We start from the raw sequence: 16,263 nt of genomic DNA on the forward strand, positions 1-16,263 counted from the left end.
CACTATACAAAAGCATTAATCAAACAGTTTACAACAGTTATTAAAATAACCATAAGTGTACTAAATACACTAACAAAATCACAATATATTAATTTACAGATATTTATATACAATACTTCAATAATAATTAACCCGGATGACACTAAAATTACACTTATAGAATTGCCGATCAGTAAAATAAATTAACTGATAATATTCACTTCGCGTTGTAGGATAACGCCAAATTTAGTGTACACACTGTCTATGATTTGCGACGAAAAGCTGTACACTTCTTCGCCCGTTGCACCGCCGTGGTTCACCAAAACAAGGGCCTGGTTTTTCCAGGTGCCGGTATTACCCACTATTTTTCCTTTCCATCCGCATTGCTCAATGAGCCAGCCCGCTGCTAATTTAATAAACCCTTCGCCCGCCGGATAGTTTACAATTTCAGGAAATTTTTCTTTTATCGGGCCAAACTCATCAGCAGTAATAACCGGATTCTTAAAAAAGCTGCCGGCATTACCAATGGTTGATGGATCGGGCAGTTTGGCTACACGGATATGTGATACCACTTGCGATACATCTTTTATAGTAGGATCTGTAATACCACGGTTAACCAATTCCTGCTCTATCGCGCCGTAGCGCAAATTAATATCGGGTATTAGTGATAATTCTAATTTTACCGATACGATAATGTACTGCCCTTTCAGCTCACTTTTAAAAACACTTTCGCGATAGCCAAATTTACAGTCGTCTTTACTAAAGGTTTTAAACTGACCGGTACTTATTTCAAAAGCTTTACAACTATGGAACACGTCTTTTAGCTCAACGCCATACGCGCCTATGTTTTGTATGGGCGATGCACCTACCGAGCCGGGGATAAGGCTCAAATTTTCTAACCCGGCATAATTGCGGGTTACGCAAAAATTTACCAGGTCGTTCCATACCTCGCCCGCGCCTGCTTCAATAAATACTTCGTTATGGTTGATGCGATGTTCAATACCGCGAATATTTATGCGGATAACTAATCCCTCAAAATCGTTTATCAGCAACAAATTACTGCCGCCGCCAATAACCAACCGTTCGGTTTGCTGCCATTGGGGGTCCATAAACAGTTCTACTAATTCATCTTCGTGGTTTATCTCGGCAAAAAAGCTTGCATTGGCCTCTACCCCGAAAGTATTGAAATTTTTAAGCGAAACGTTCTGTTGGATTTGCAGCATGTGGCGAATTTCGGAATTAATTTGCAATAATTACCGCTGCTGTTAAGGGGGGTGTTCAATTTTTAGGAAGAGGAACAGGACGTAACAGTTGTCAACAAGGGCAGAACGGAAACGCTATCTTATTAAATCAATCAGGCGAAGTAAATCCTTATCTTCAATATCTGATTGCTGCGATTTATCATATATTGATAACAAATATATTTCACTATCGGTAATTGTTAAGTAGGTAATTACACGTGCGCCGCCCGATTTACCTTTTCCTTTAGATGCAATTGCAAGCCGTATCTTATAACAGTCGTTACCAAGCGATATCCCCTTATCAGGCTCAGTTTTTAGTTGATTTATAAGGTCTGCTATTTCAGTTTTTAATGATGGATACTTTTTGACAAGCTTTTTTAGTTGTTTATCAAAAGGTGTAATTGTTAAAACATTATAACTCATTTAACAATTCATCTGCCGAACGGCCCTTGAGTTTACCTGTTTTTATTTTTTCTGCATTTTTAAAGGCTTTTTTAATCTCATTTATCTCTGCAAAAAGCTCCGCATCCGGCGCAGAAATCGACTTAACTTTCGCGTCAGAATTATTTTTAATTAATTCCATAAACCTATCGGCCTTTTTGTCCTCTATGTTAATTAGTAATAGCATATTTATTTTTTGCTTTCTCAAATTTACCAATTTATGCTATTAATAGCAATAAAAGTATTACAGAGTCGATGCCTCTAATTCGGACAGCGTGGAACACCAAAAAGCCCCAAATCTTTCAACTTGAGGCTTTTTAAAAATTTGTGTCATCTGACGATGAGTAATGACCTACATTATATTTTCCAAATACTTGTACCCGCTACCTGTATTAATCAATAATACCTTTTCGCCGGGTTGTATCCATTGGGTGGCTTTAAGCTTTTTATAGGCCTGCCATAGGGCCGCGCCTTCGGGTGCCATCAGCATACCCTCGTTTTTGGCTATTTCTTTTAGGGCGGTGCTCATTTCGTCATCGCTTATGGTAATGGCAGTACCATTACTTTCGCGCAATACTTTTAGTATTACTTTATCGGCATAAGGTTTGGGTACACGCAGGCCGTTGGCTATGGTAAACCCGCCATCAGCAAATTCTGATACCGTTTTACCGCTATGAAAGGCTTTAACTATACCGTCACAACTTTCAGACTGTACGGTTACCATGCGTGGGCGCTTGCTATCTATCCAGCCCAATTGCTCCATTTCGTCAAAAGCCTTCCATATACCTATCAGGCCCGTACCGCCTCCGGTTGGATAAAGTATAACATCGGGCAATTGCCAGTTAAACTGCTCGGCAATTTCATAACCCATTGTTTTTTTGCCTTCCAGGCGATAGGGTTCTTTCAGCGTTGATACCTGGAACCAGTTATTTAACAGGGCATGTTCATTTACAAGTTTGCCGCAATCGCTTATGTTGCCATCTATCTCTACCAGTTCGGCACCATAAAGGTGGCATTCATCTTTAAAAACTTTAGGGGTTTGTTTGGGCATATACACAATGGCCTTTACACCCGCGCTTGCTGCATAGGCGGCTAACGCGCCACCGGCATTACCTGCGGTTGGTGTGGCAATGGCTTGGATGCCTAATTCTTTTGCTTTGGACACAGCGGCGCTTATTCCCCTTGCCTTGAATGAGCCCGTTGGGTTGCCTGATTCATCTTTCCAGAAAACCTCATTATCACCGGTAAATTTCTTCAAATTTTTAACGGGAAGTATCGGTGTAAAACCCTCGCCAAGGGTAACAATGTTTTTCTCATCAATAACCGGCAAAAACTCCCGGTAGCGCCACATGGTTGCCGGGCGACCTATTAAAATATCCTTGCTAATGCCCGTATGCAGATTATAACGTGCAAATAAAGTTGATGCGCAATTTATACAAACTGTATTAATAACCGCGGCATCATGTATTGTACCACACTCAGGACACTTTAAATCTGTCAGTAAAGACGCCTGTTCCAACTCAATATTATTCATTTTTTTATATTTATTAATTCACACTATTCCGAATGGTAGCGAGATATTTTATACAATACGAGTAGATAGCCGTATGGGTTGTATTAGTATCCCGTTCATTATAGCATTATTTAGTATAACGTATCAATTTAATTTGTACCAAAAATATCGCCTTTGTTCCACGTAGGTTTAATTGGATCCTGGGCCACCAGGTAACCAATCAGAAAATTAAGCTGCGCGTATTTTTTTCCGGCTTCAAAATCAAATATACCATTAATATCATCCTGCGGTTTATGGTAATATTTGGCCCTCCATGGCGCCACCAAATCGTTCATATTATTCTTACCATCCACAGTTTTACTGCCATATTTAATGTGCAGTGCAGGTATTCCTGCTAAAACAAAGCTGTACTGATCGCTTCGTGTAAAGCGCGCCTGTTTGGGTTCGGGGTCGTCTTCAACTCCTAAACCTAAATATCCTGCCGCTTCTGCTACCTGTTTGGATAATGAAGAATGTTCTGCACCCAATGCTGTAACAGACAGCAACGGTGCAATAATAGTGGGCATATCGGTATTAACATCGGCAACTATATCTTTAATCGGTACTGTTGGCTCTTTGGCAAAAAAGCCCGAGCCTAATTCGCCCAACTCTTCGCCGGTTACAAATACCGTTAAAATGGATCTTTTGGGTTTTACTTTGATATTTTTATAGATAGTGGCAATACCTAATAAACTTGCCACACCCGAAGCATTATCATGCGCGCCATTATAAATAGAATCGCCTTCTACAGGTGTGCTTACGCCTAAGTGATCTAAGTGAGCGCTATGAACAATGTATTGTTTTTTTAATATAGGATCAGACCCTTCTATTTTGCCTATAATATTATAGCCCATCACATCTATATAAGTTGATGTATATGAAGCATGTATACCTGTATTTAAAGGAAATGATACCGGCGTGCCCGCTTTTAATTGTGCTAACAACGCAGGCATTGATTTGCCCGATTGTTTTAACAAAGTATTAAATAGTTTATAACCAAACGCGGCTACCATATTTATTTTGTTGGCATACGTTCTGCTTACCACAACATTGCCTTGTTTATCTAATACACTATAAACACCCCTGTTTGCAGCCGTCATGCGTAAAGTAGAATCGGCATTTGCCATAATTACGCCTATTGCACCATGCGCCGCAGCTTCCTTTAAAATTTTAGCGGCATTCATGGTATGTGCGGCAACTGACGATGAAAATTTATCAGGCGACCCGCGGGTGATAACTATTACTTTACCTTTTACATCAAGCCCGGCATAATCATCGTAACCCAGGGCAGGCTCACTAATGCCATAGCCTGCAAATACTAATGGCGCGTTAAAATTAACTGCCGGCATTACAGGGTTAGGCGAAATAGTATAATCGGTCCCGCTTATTACGGGCAGGCCATTATCTAATGTAATAGCAGGAGTTTTAACAAAAGCTCTACGCAATTTAACCTGCTGCAGCCATGTACCGTTCTCGCCGGCAGGTTTTACATCTAATGATTGTAAGCGGCCAACCACATAATCAATTGCCATCTGGAAACCCGGTGTGCCGGGTAAGCGGCCCTGAAGCTTATCATCGGCCAGGTAAGCAATATCTGCCTTAATCTGGTCTGGGCTTACCTTAGTGAGCGCCTGTTTAACATCGGCACTCAATTTTATTTGCTGCGCGATGCCTGGACGGGTAACCGTTACCAATGCACCTATTAATAATAACCGGTGAAATTTATTCATTGTGTGGTAATGTTTGGAAAGTTTTAAACGCTGTAAAGTTAAACTCAATTTAAAGCGTTTAAGGTACAAATTATAGCTACTAACCGCAAATTTTAGCTATAAATGTTACTTCAGAACCAAGACAAATTTATATAAAAATCGCCACGAATATCATGTGTTTAAACATCAATATGCTGTACCTGCCCAATATTTATTACCTGTGTAATATTTAGGGTGAGAAATTTTTTTTAAAAAGAAATGACCGTAATCGCCAGAAAATAAAGAATACCTAAGTCTAACTAATTGTAGTTTACTTCTATCGCATGAATTATTTCTTCGATAGCGCCATCAGGTAAATGTTTGCCTGATATCTGCACCCACTCGTCACGATATTCAATCACGGCAATCTGTTTGCCCTGCTGCATTATAGTATAGTTATCAGTATTCTTAATTATATCATAATCGTACTCTAACTGCCCCACTTTAACGGTAACTTTTACATCATCCATGCATCTACTACAGTTACCGGGTGCTTTTGTTGCAACAATTATTTCTTTACTGTATTCAATAACCTGTACCCCACCAGTTCATCCCAGCGGGCGGTAGCGGGGCGGTAGTAAACCAATAGCTGGTAGTCATTCTCCGTTTCAAAGTGGGCGCCTTCTATGGCAACGTCATCGGGCTTATTTGTGCTATGGTCTACCCACACATATTCATAATCGTACACACCTTGTTTTAAAAACAGGTTAGTAAAAAAACGGCCCTTAATGGGTTCGTAATCCATTTTGCTGCGCTCATCAATTTTATAATCGTTAAACTTACCTACTATATAGGCCGAACCCTCCTTATCTGTTTTATTGGCGGCGAGGCTAAAATACATGTGCGCATAATCGCCATCGCGGCGCGGATCGCTGCCATCCTGGTTTAAGATGAAAAAATTGCCGTTGTTATCATATTGAAACAGGTAATTGGCCGAGTTTCTAAGCGGGTCGCCTAATAAAACTACGGTATATGCCGTGTCATGATAAATATGCGATATACGATCCGAGTTAAGTTTTAAACTACGCGTATCAAAGTGCCTGAATTCATTCCGGCCCTGAAAGTCATCGGTATAGGTATCATTATATGTCAGTTGCGACCCGCGGATATTGGTGGGTGTATTATTCCAAATGCTTGTTTCGGTACGGCCGTTTTGCATTAATAATACATGGATGTCCGAATTTGGATTTTGTACCATCAGGCCCTGGTAGTTAACCTGGAAATTTATCTTTTGATTGGTTTGCCGTAAGGTTACATCATTAGAAGTTGCAATATCAGCAGTTACCGATACCCGGTTGCCCACTACATACAACTTGCGGGTAAGTATCATTTTTGATTGATCACCATCCTCATAAACTTTTAAAATGTAGTTTCCTGATATTTTAGGTGCGATGTTATCATTTGGCAGCTTTAACTCGTAATGCGTATATTTTTGAACGGTGTTTGAAGAATAAATGTAATCCGTCAGGCGGTCATCAGTAAAGCCTTGTAAATATTCGGCAGTTGCTATATTGGATGAGTTCCATTTGCTATCGCAATGCTCGATGGTATAATAATAATTACGACTCCCTCCACGCAGGTCATCAAACGCCAATAACACCTGCTCGCCGGATTTTAATGTTATTGCCGGGAAGGAGGCCTGTTTTTGCGTATTATAAAACTCTACGCTTTTTATGTGGGCGTTGTAAACGTTGTCATCGTATGGCTGTTGGGCAAGGCTATTTAAAGCGATAAATAGTAATAGAATGATACAAACGTATTTCCTCATAGCGCAATAATAACTAAAAAAGCTAACTCAAGATGTCATTATAGGTTATAAAAATTTCACAAATTCTGAAGGCGAAATGAGGTTTTAAAGACTTACGAAGTAATTGAAACTTCGTAAGTCTGAAACGAGCTATTATGCTTCCATCTCCATTATCTGCTCGGCAAGTCTCTCCCATTGCTGCTGAATTTGCTTTAACTCGGCTTGTTTTTGAGCATAAGCTGCATTGGTTTCCTTTAGCTTTGCAGCATCATTATATATCTTATCATCAGCTAATTTAGCTTCCAGTTCTTTTACCGTTTTTTCAAGTCCGGCAATTTGCTCTTCCATTTTAGAAAGATCCTGGTTCAATTTTTTTAGCTGCTGATGTTTATTTTCTGAATGCTGTTGCTTAACCGGCTCTGGTTTTTTCTCTTCCTTTTTAGGTTGAGGTGCAGGTATAGCGGCTTTAGGCTCTAATTTACGTTTAGCTTGCCATTCATCATACTCGGCATAGGTACCGGGGTATTGTTTTATTTTCTGATCCTCAATGAACCAAATTTTGTTAGCCACATTATCCAGGAAATACCTGTCGTGCGATACTACGATCACGGTACCTTCGTACTGTTGCAAAGCCTGTATCAATATATTCACCGAAGCCATATCCAGGTGATTGGTAGGCTCATCCAGTACCAAAAAGTTGGCATCGGCAGTTAATGCTTTTGCTAAAGCAACGCGCGATTTTTCGCCACCCGATAATACTTTAATCTTTTTAAATACATCATCGCCGGTAAACAAAAACGACCCTAATATGGAGCGCAGCTCGGTGTCGGTATGCTTTGGGGCGAATGATTGCAGTTCCTGTAATATCTGGTGCTCTAAGTGCAAGCTCTCTAACTGGTGCTGCGCAAAGAATGTTTGGGTAACATTATGGCCTGTAACGGCGGTACCTTCAAAATCCTTATCAGCACCTGCTACAATACGTAACAAGGTTGATTTACCTTTACCGTTGGCCCCAATCAAAGCAATTTTATCGCCTTTTTCAATGATGGCTTCGGCATCATCCAATATATCAATGGCGGGGTATTTTTTGGTAATATGCTCCAGTGTAGTTACATGACGTCCCGATTGCCTGCTGAATTTGAAACTAAAGTTAACTTCAGGGTTATCATCATCCACATCATCAACACGCTCCATTTTATCCAGCATCTTGATACGCGATTGCGCCATTTTTGCTTTGGACGCTTTGGCGCGGAAACGCTCAATTAAACGTTCTTCCTGTTTTATTTTTGATTGCTGATTTTTAAACTCGCCGCGCTGTATCTCGGCACGTAATGCTTTCTCCTCTAAATAGAAAGTATAATTACCCGCGTAAACATTCAGCTTTCCTTTGCGCGATTCAACCGTACGGTTTATCACCTTATCCAAAAACCATCTATCGTGCGATACGATTATGATAGCGCCACTAAATGCTTTCAGATAATCTTCCAGCCATTGTATAGAGGGTAAATCTAAGTGGTTGGTAGGCTCATCCAGTAATAAAATATCAGGTGCCTGTAACAGAATTTTGGCCAGCATAACCCGCATGCGCCATCCACCCGAAAAGGTGCTTAGCTTACGCTGACAATCAGCTTCGCTAAAACCTAAACCTGCTAAAATTTCGTGAGCTTTATATTCAATATTATACCCGTCAAGCAATTCAAACTCATGCTGTTTATCGCTAAGTTTGTGTAGCAGGTCCTCGGTATAATCTGTTTCCAGTTTTTTAAGCAATACTTCTATCTCGTCATGCAATTGGTTTTGGCGCTCAAAAGCTTCCATTGCCACATGCACTATGTTTTTATCAGACGAGTACGACAACAGATCCTGGTTAAGGTAACCCATGGTAAGGTCCTTGGCCATTGATATGGTGCCCGATGTAGGTTTATAGTCGCCTACAATAATTTTCAAGAGGGTGGTTTTTCCGGTTCCGTTAGCGCCAATAAGGCCTATTTTTTCTCCGGGTTTAATATGCCAGTTGGCTTCATCGTATAATGCCCGCGCACCGATCTCGAACGTAAGGTTGTTAATAGCAATCATTTGGCGCGAAGATACGGTTTTAAGCGGAGCTTAAAAAGAGAGATTGGTTATTAGAGATTAGTTATTAGTTTATTTACAATCTAATAACTAATCTCTAATAACTAACCTCTAATCACCAAATTATCCCTTCACCACTTTCAGCCAGGCTTCGGCCATTAAGGCTGCCCCGGCAGATGACGGGTGTACACCATCAATTGTCCAGTAAGCGGGTGGTGCCTGTGTTATGGCCTTATCAAATGCCGCCTGGAATGGTACAAATTGCGCGTTATATTCGGCGGCAATATCAACCGCAGCTTTTCTGAATGTATCATAAGTTGGGTACCATTTCTCGTCGACGGCCTTAACACCCATTACTGCAAATGGTTCACAGATAATCAGTTTCACATTTGGCAAAGCCGATTTAGTACGGTCAAGCAGTTTTTTATAATCGGCAATGTAAGTATCAATGGTGCCTTTATAATCGTGGGTTAGGGTATGCCAAAAATCGTTTACACCTATATGTATACTTAATACGTTAGGTTTCAAATCAAGCGCATCGGCATCCCAGCGGTCGGCCAGTTGGAAAACTTTGTTGCCGCTTATACCTTTGTTAAATATTTTCAAATCCATATCCGGATGTTTCAATAGCAATTCGCCGCCTGCCATTAAAGCGTAGCCATTACCTAATGCCGCGGCATTATTGGGAGCCATATTAGTTTTGCTTCTGCCCGAATCAGTAATAGAGTCACCCTGGAAAAGAATAACATCACCCTTTTCAATACTTACTTTTTTACTTTTGGGTGCAGCTGCTAAAGCTGTTGATACTATTTGCGGAATACTAATGGCAGCAACAGTGCCAATAGAGGCGTTCCTGATAAAACTACGGCGGTTATTGTTTAAATTCATGGTATGTATATCTCTGGGTAAAGTAGATCATAGCTCGTAGATAGATAGCAACTATGAACTTAGACGAGGCTAATATAATTATTCTTTATATTGTTCAAAGAAGAATTGCAAATCAATAGAAAATCAAAAATCATCATCTATGATCCATGAATTATCAACTAAAATAATCTGCTAACTTTGCCACATGTATTCTTTAATTAAGCCCATATTATTTCAGTTCGACCCGGAGAATGTACATTATTTTGTGACCCGAAATTTAAAGCGTTTTAACCGCTTTCCGGGTGGCGCGGCATTAAGCAGGAGTATTTGGGATTTAAAGGATGGCCGGCTTGTAAAAGAGGTATTCGGCCTTAAGTTTACAAACCCGGTTGGGTTAGCGGCGGGCTTTGATAAAAACGGCGAATTTATAAGCGAAATGGCCAATATGGGTTTTGGCTTTATTGAAGTAGGTACGGTAACCCCCCTGCCCCAACCCGGCAATCCAAAACCACGCATGTTTCGCAGTCCGGCTGATAAAGCTATTATTAACCGTATGGGTTTTAATAATTTGGGTGTTGATGTAGTAGCCGAACGCATAGCCGCTTATCGCAAAAATGCTTCGCCGGCACAAAAGGGGCTGATAATTGGCGGCAACATCGGCAAAAACAAAAACACGCCAAATGAGGATGCCGTGAGCGATTATATTAAATGCTTCGACCGCTTATTTGATGTGGTTGATTATTTTGTAGTGAATGTAAGCTCGCCTAACACACCGGGGCTGCGCGAGTTGCAGGAAAAAGAACCGCTAATGCAGTTATTAAACACCCTGCAGCAACGCAATAGCAAGAATGGGGTAAGCAAACCCATCCTGCTTAAGATCGCTCCTGACCTTACCAATGAGCAACTGAACGATATTGTTGAAATTGTACAACAAACCAAAATAGCCGGCGTAATTGCTACCAATACAACTATTGATAAAAGTTCTTTATCAATTAAAAAACTAAAAGAAGAAGCGGGTGGATTAAGCGGCACGCCTTTAACCAAACGATCAACCGAGGTTATACGTTACCTGGCCGAAAGATCAAAACATTCCTTCCCAATAATCGGCGTTGGCGGTATACATTCTGCTGATGATGCATTGGAGAAATTAGCAGCCGGCGCATCGCTGGTGCAATTGTATACCGGGTTTATTTATGAGGGGCCGGGGTTGATAAAAAGGATTAATAAAAGGATCTTGAACACGATTTAAAAGATTTAAAGGATTTGTTTGATTATTTGTATGCAATCATGGTAATCCTAAAATCCTATAAATCGTGTTTAAAATCACTCCATAAAAAAATCCTGTCGGCCTAAACCAACAGGATTAAAAAATCACAAATTTTATTAATTATTTACCTGCTGCGATAGCTAAAGCAGCATTGTTTTTTGCAACCTGACTCTTAGGAGACTCAGCTGAACGGCTTCCCGGCTCAAGGTTGGTAGCATTCTTTAAAAACTGAACTTCCAATCTTGAAAAAGTTTTGTTTCTTCTGTCTTTTCTTTTTAAACGTGTTACGCCCATGATGCTTTATTTTTTTAATGTTTTGTTAACCTCGAGGTCGGGAGCGGATTCGAACCGCTGTAAAAGGTTTTGCAGACCTCTGCCTAGCCACTCGGCCACCCGACCAATTTTAAGGATTGCAAAAATAACAATAAATTTATTGCCTGCCAACATTTATTTGAGCTTATTTCTGTTTATTTCTGAACAGAATATGGCCGTAGCAATAGCAACATTCAATGATTCGGCATTACCGGCGCGTGGTATAGTTATGGCTTTGTTAACCAATTGCTTAACTTCTTCACTTAATCCGTTACCTTCATTACCCATTACAACCAACCCTTCGCTGCCAAAATTTGTGTTGTAAATATTTTCACCATCCAGCAAAGCGCCGTATACGGGCAGGTTTATTTGTGATAAAACAGCAGGCAGATCAACATAATGAACATTTATCCGCGAAAGCGAGCCCATGGTAGCCTGTACAACTTTTGGGTTATAAACCTCAACACAATCTTCAGAGCATATTATATGATCAATGCCAAACCAATCTGCGGTACGAATAATAGTGCCCATATTGCCCGGGTCTTGAATACTATCTAACACTATTGAGAATTTTTTGTTAAGCATATTATAATTTAAACCGGGCCATTGTGGTATTTTAACCACCGCAATAACATCCGGAGCAGTTTTTAAAGAACTTATTTTGCCCATGATGGTTAATGAAATCTCCAGAGAGTTCATTTTTTGCGATAATTTGAGCAATTTTGGAGCAATTGCGGGCGTATAGTAAACTGCTTCAATTTGGTAAGCCGAATTAATAAATTCGCTAACTGATTTGTAGCCTTCAACTAAGAATAAGCCATGTTCCCTGCGAAATTTTTTATGTTGTAAGGACTGTAATAAACCGATCTGAGATTTTGAAAGCATATATATATACAAATAGTTACCGCGTTACAATATTAGGTATTCTTCTGCTCTTTATAGGATCGGGGTGTAGTTTAACACGCGGACTTAAGGGCAATGAGTCGCTGGTGCGTAAAGTGACCATTAAGGGGATGGACCCTGAATTTGCCGAGTTGGCATTAAACTATGTTGATAAACAACAGCAACCTAACAACGTAATTAACCTGCAACTTTATTACCTGTTTAATAAAAAAGGCAAAAGAAGCATTGGCGAGTCGCCGGCGATATTAGACAGTAACCTGGTTGAGTTTTCGCGTGTACAAATAGAAAAATTTATACAAAGCAAAGGCTATCTAAAGGCAAAAGTGGCTGATACCATTATTATTAAAAAGAAAAAAGCCCAACTAATATTTACTACTACACAAGGGCCGATGTTTAGGATACGGAAATTTGATGATAGTATTCCTGATCAAAAGGTGCGCGCGCTGTATCGGGCTAACCGTAATAAATTTTCGCACTTACAGCCCGGCGGGCGCTTTGATACCGATAGTGTAGCTTATGAACGTGATGCGTTTTTCACGCTAATGAAACGTAATGGCTACTATGATTTTTATCGTCAGTATATCAATTTTACCTATGATTCTACTTATAACAGTAGTGTTGTAGACCTAAGAATGATAATTGATAATCCGCCTGATAAGCCGGCGCATCCCATTTATACTATTAATAACACACTTATTACTATCTCTGCCAGTAACGGTCGAAATACAGGTACTGCGGATACTATACAAGTTGATTCGCAATTTAGGTTCGTAGATTATTCGCACAAGTTTAAACCCCACACAGTTACAGATTACGTTTATCAGCTAAAGGGCGACCTGTTTAATACCGATATGCAAACGGTAACAACTTCGCGCCTTTCAGAATTAAATGTTTTCAGGAATGTACCCAATCCAACCTATACCAAAACATCCGATAGTACTAACCGGCTGAATACCAAAATTGATATTATACCACTCAAGCAAATGTCTGACCGTGTGGAGGGCGAGTTTTTATTTAGCGGGGGCCGATATGGCTATAATATAGGCAATACGTTTACAGATCGTAATATGTTTAAGCAGGCGGTAACTTTACAGGTAAAACTTAATTTTAGCATATTGTATGATAATGGGCGCAATTCTGTAAATTCAACTGGGATTGAGAACCAGGACTTTAAAATAGGTGCAAGTTTGATCTATCCGCGCTTGCTGTTGCCGTTTACTGTTACCAGGCCGGGTAAACATGGCGTACCCCACACCACATTTTCAACCAATTATTCGCTGTTTTATCAAAAAGGATTGGTTGAAAGAACAAGTTTTATTAACTCGCTTACCTATGATTTCATGGAGACGGCTAATAAAATTCATAGTGTAACCCCTATAAATATTGAATTTTCTAAAGGATCCATTGATCCTACTGCCTATCAGGAATTGTTAAGTCAAAACCGCTATTCGTATATTTATTTAATTGGCCGTACCATATTTACCACGGGCAGCCAGTATACTTACCAGGCTAATGGCAACCTGTTAAACACATTTGGCAATTTTACTTATTTCAGGGGATCGCTTGATGTTGGTGGCAACTTCCTTTCGGGTGTAAGTAATGTATTAAACACGCCTAAAGATACCCTGGGCCAGCGTACACTTTTTGGCTATACCTTTGCCCAATATTCAAAGGCCGAGATAGATTTCCGTGTGTACCGTAGCTTGGGTGGCGAGAATCAATTCGTATTCAGGATAAACCCCGGTATAGGTGTTCCTTATGGTAACAGCAGCCAATTAATATTCGAAAAGAATTTTTATGCAGGCGGTGCAAATGATATGCGGGCATGGCTGCCCCGCACGCTGGGCCCCGGCCAGTTTAACCGCGCGACAGCTTATGGCCCGCCGGGAACACCTAATGCCCCGTCAGCCGGAGATATTTTGCGTACAAGATTAAAATATATTGACCAGTTTGGCGAAATAAAATTTATTACCAACGCAGAGTACCGCACCAAATTGGCTAATGACTTTTTTGGCTCTATATTAAGAGGTGCCCTGTTTGTGGATGCAGGTAATGTTTGGCGGTTAAACAAACAGACGGATAGCCCTAACGGCGAATTCAGGTTCAATAATGTACTACAATCTACCGCGATTGGTATTGGCGGCGGTTTGCGGTTTGATGTAAGCTTCTTTGTATTCAGGCTTGACGCGGCATTTAAATTTAAAGATCCTCAGTTTAACGGTGCAGATCAATGGGTGCTTATTAATCACGCTGATGAGTTGTTTCACAGTGGAACATTTAAAAATAATTACTTGCAAGCCAATGGCGAAAGTTACAACTTTATGCAGCTTAATTTTGGTATAGGAATGCCTTTTTGATGTACAGATATGCAAATGCGTGGATGTGCAAATGCATAATATCAGGTTATAATTTCTATCAATTCATTAAATTCATTTGCACATCTGCATATCCGCACATTTGCACATTTGCACATCAAAATATCCCCTTCAACCCGTCAAATATACTTTCAAAGAAAGTAGGCATGGTAAGGCCGTTATGATGGTTAAAGTATAAGAAGATACAGAAGATAACTATGGCTATAATGATAAACCGCTTAAACATATAGCCAAGCAAAACCAACGCTAATGGTATTATTAATAATAATACCCAGCTAATATGAAACGGACGTAGCTTACCATCCTGTTTATAGATATAGTAAAGCATGGAATGGGTGCCACTATCATTAATATGTTTTACATAGAAAAAGCTCGACTTATCTAATTTATGACGATAAAAGGCTGTCCCCTTATCAAACTTCATTTGCTCCAGGAAACCGTTTATAGTAAAGCTAAACACCCCGTCAACTTTTTCCTGTATGTTGCCAACCGAATCAGTTGCTACAACGGCTATTTCACTATCGGCAAATGGATTATCTTTAACAACAAAATGATTAATACTTATAGTATCAGCAAAAACAAAACTATTTGCTATTAGCAATAAGAAAACAACAAATAATATTTTTTTCATTTTTTATATGAGGTTTAAACATTCACCAACAACCCGCAATAAAATTAGTTAATATAATCTTATGATATTGGGTATTAAGATAATTTCGGTTAAAACTAAATTGATAATGCAATGCCATTACTAAGGGTCTTATAAGACCAGGGTAAACTTTTTTCAGGGCGAGACAATCGTACTAACTTTAGTATAGCAAAAAAATCTTAGACACTTATGCCAGGAAAACCTTGCAATCGTCTAAGATTTCTCACTCGTTCCTCGTATCGAAATGACAATAGCTTTTTAGGTTGGAGTAAAATTACACTATAACCTAATTACTAATCTCTAATCTCTCTAGCTTATTTTTTCATATTTAAATTGGGCAGGTTATTATTGCCTTTTAGATATTTTTCTAAATATTGAAAGTTCACATTTTGAATTAATACGTAACTGCTCAGGTCGTACGCGGCACCGTGCGCCCCCTTAGGGTATATGCGCAAATCTACATCTTTACCGGCCGCTGTTAAAGCGGTGAGCAGTTGCATGGTATTGGCCGGGTGCACGTTATCGTCGCTCATAGAATGGATAAGCAATAAATGATCTTGCAGGTTTTTAGCATAAGTTAAGGTTGAGCTGGCATCATAACCAGCCGCGTTTTCTTTTGCGAGGCCCATGTACCGCTCGGTATAAACATCATCATATAAGCGCCAATCGCTTCCTGCCGAATTTGCCAGCCCCGCCTTAAACACGCCGGGGTGGGTTAATAAGGTATAAACTGTACTGTAGCCCCCGTAGCTTGTACCCATTATGGCTATATTTCCCTTGTCAACAAAAGGCAGTGTATTCATGTATTGGGCGGTTTCCGCAAAGTCATTACTTTCGTATTTACCCAGTTGCTTATAGCCTATCTTTAAAAAGGCGCTGCCATAATTAGATATGCCGCGATTGTTCAAATCAACAACAATATACCCGTTTTGGGCCAGCCATTGCTGCCAGCCATTTGCCGAAAACTGGTTATACACCGCATGCGATTCGGGACCACCATAAATGGTTAACACTACCGGATATTTTTTTTGCGGATCAAAATTAAATGGCTTTATCATATAAGCATCCAAACTGGCACCATCACTTGTTTTCACTTTAAACAATTCGGG

At 40.0% G+C, this 16,263-nt stretch carries 15 protein-coding genes and 1 tRNA gene; 2 read left to right on the plus strand and 14 right to left on the minus strand.

Annotated features, from left to right (window positions below; genetic code table 11):
- Window positions 1-182: 182 nt before the first annotated feature.
- The 9 genes from murB to JWP71_RS09255 form a co-directional block, all read right to left on the minus strand.
- A complete protein-coding gene (gene murB, locus JWP71_RS09215) occupies window positions 183-1,202 on the minus strand; it encodes a UDP-N-acetylmuramate dehydrogenase (RefSeq protein WP_299498926.1) in 1,020 nt (339 codons plus the stop codon).
- Between the two features lie 114 nt (window positions 1,203-1,316).
- On the minus strand, window positions 1,317-1,643 hold the full coding sequence (locus tag JWP71_RS09220; RefSeq protein ID WP_299498929.1) for a type II toxin-antitoxin system RelE/ParE family toxin: 327 nt from the start codon (window positions 1,641-1,643) through the stop codon (window positions 1,317-1,319).
- The gene (locus JWP71_RS09225; protein ID WP_299498932.1) at window positions 1,633-1,848 is read right to left on the minus strand and encodes a hypothetical protein; all 216 of its coding nucleotides are present in this window, start codon (window positions 1,846-1,848) and stop codon (window positions 1,633-1,635) included. The genes JWP71_RS09220 and JWP71_RS09225 overlap by 11 nt, the downstream gene beginning before the upstream one ends.
- 165 nt (window positions 1,849-2,013) lie before the next feature.
- Window positions 2,014-3,195 carry a threonine synthase gene (locus JWP71_RS09230; protein WP_299498935.1) on the minus strand — a complete coding sequence of 394 codons (1,182 nt, stop codon included), beginning with the start codon at window positions 3,193-3,195 and terminating at the stop codon, window positions 2,014-2,016.
- Between the two features lie 128 nt (window positions 3,196-3,323).
- Window positions 3,324-4,943: a M28 family peptidase gene (locus tag JWP71_RS09235; protein ID WP_299498938.1), complete on the minus strand. Its 1,620-nt coding sequence runs from the start codon at window positions 4,941-4,943 to the stop codon at window positions 3,324-3,326.
- 278 nt (window positions 4,944-5,221) lie between these two features.
- Complete coding sequence (locus JWP71_RS09240) at window positions 5,222-5,431, minus strand: hypothetical protein (protein ID WP_299498941.1); 210 nt, start codon at window positions 5,429-5,431, stop codon at window positions 5,222-5,224.
- Between the two features lie 38 nt (window positions 5,432-5,469).
- Window positions 5,470-6,729: a DUF5103 domain-containing protein gene (locus JWP71_RS09245; protein WP_299498944.1), complete on the minus strand. Its 1,260-nt coding sequence runs from the start codon at window positions 6,727-6,729 to the stop codon at window positions 5,470-5,472.
- Between the two features lie 132 nt (window positions 6,730-6,861).
- Window positions 6,862-8,784 (minus strand): ABC-F family ATP-binding cassette domain-containing protein, encoded by a 1,923-nt coding sequence (locus JWP71_RS09250; protein ID WP_299498947.1) that lies wholly within the window; start codon window positions 8,782-8,784, stop codon window positions 6,862-6,864.
- 120 nt (window positions 8,785-8,904) lie between these two features.
- The gene (locus JWP71_RS09255; protein WP_299498949.1) at window positions 8,905-9,669 is read right to left on the minus strand and encodes an SGNH/GDSL hydrolase family protein; all 765 of its coding nucleotides are present in this window, start codon (window positions 9,667-9,669) and stop codon (window positions 8,905-8,907) included.
- Window positions 9,670-9,853: 184 nt separating this feature from the next.
- Between JWP71_RS09255 and JWP71_RS09260 the strand changes: the two genes are divergently transcribed.
- A complete protein-coding gene (locus JWP71_RS09260; protein ID WP_299498951.1) occupies window positions 9,854-10,897 on the plus strand; it encodes a quinone-dependent dihydroorotate dehydrogenase in 1,044 nt (347 codons plus the stop codon).
- 138 nt (window positions 10,898-11,035) lie between these two features.
- On the opposite strand, the gene JWP71_RS09265 is transcribed toward JWP71_RS09260, so the two are convergent.
- The 3 genes from JWP71_RS09265 to JWP71_RS09275 all read right to left on the minus strand — a co-directional run bounded on the left by JWP71_RS09265 (window position 11,036) and on the right by JWP71_RS09275 (window position 12,112).
- Window positions 11,036-11,209: a spore protein gene (locus JWP71_RS09265; RefSeq protein ID WP_299498953.1), complete on the minus strand. Its 174-nt coding sequence runs from the start codon at window positions 11,207-11,209 to the stop codon at window positions 11,036-11,038.
- A gap of 34 nt (window positions 11,210-11,243) precedes the next feature.
- A tRNA-Cys gene (locus JWP71_RS09270) sits at window positions 11,244-11,314 on the minus strand.
- Window positions 11,315-11,362: 48 nt separating this feature from the next.
- The gene (locus JWP71_RS09275) at window positions 11,363-12,112 is read right to left on the minus strand and encodes an RNA methyltransferase (RefSeq protein WP_299498955.1); all 750 of its coding nucleotides are present in this window, start codon (window positions 12,110-12,112) and stop codon (window positions 11,363-11,365) included.
- Here JWP71_RS09275 and JWP71_RS09280 point away from each other — a divergent pair.
- Entirely contained in the window at window positions 12,103-14,487 is a 2,385-nt protein-coding gene (locus JWP71_RS09280; protein ID WP_299498957.1) for a BamA/TamA family outer membrane protein, read from the plus strand. The two genes, JWP71_RS09275 and JWP71_RS09280, sit on opposite strands and share 10 nt — an antisense overlap.
- A 115-nt stretch (window positions 14,488-14,602) precedes the next feature.
- Here the strand turns inward: JWP71_RS09280 and JWP71_RS09285 are convergent, their stop codons facing one another.
- The gene (locus JWP71_RS09285; protein ID WP_299498959.1) at window positions 14,603-15,136 is read right to left on the minus strand and encodes a hypothetical protein; all 534 of its coding nucleotides are present in this window, start codon (window positions 15,134-15,136) and stop codon (window positions 14,603-14,605) included.
- A gap of 332 nt (window positions 15,137-15,468) precedes the next feature.
- The coding region (locus JWP71_RS09290) for a prolyl oligopeptidase family serine peptidase (RefSeq protein ID WP_299498961.1) at window positions 15,469-16,263 on the minus strand (795 nt) is incomplete at its 5' end.

The sequence above is a fragment of the Mucilaginibacter sp. genome (genome assembly GCF_028287845.1).
Taxonomy (GTDB): domain Bacteria; phylum Bacteroidota; class Bacteroidia; order Sphingobacteriales; family Sphingobacteriaceae; genus Mucilaginibacter.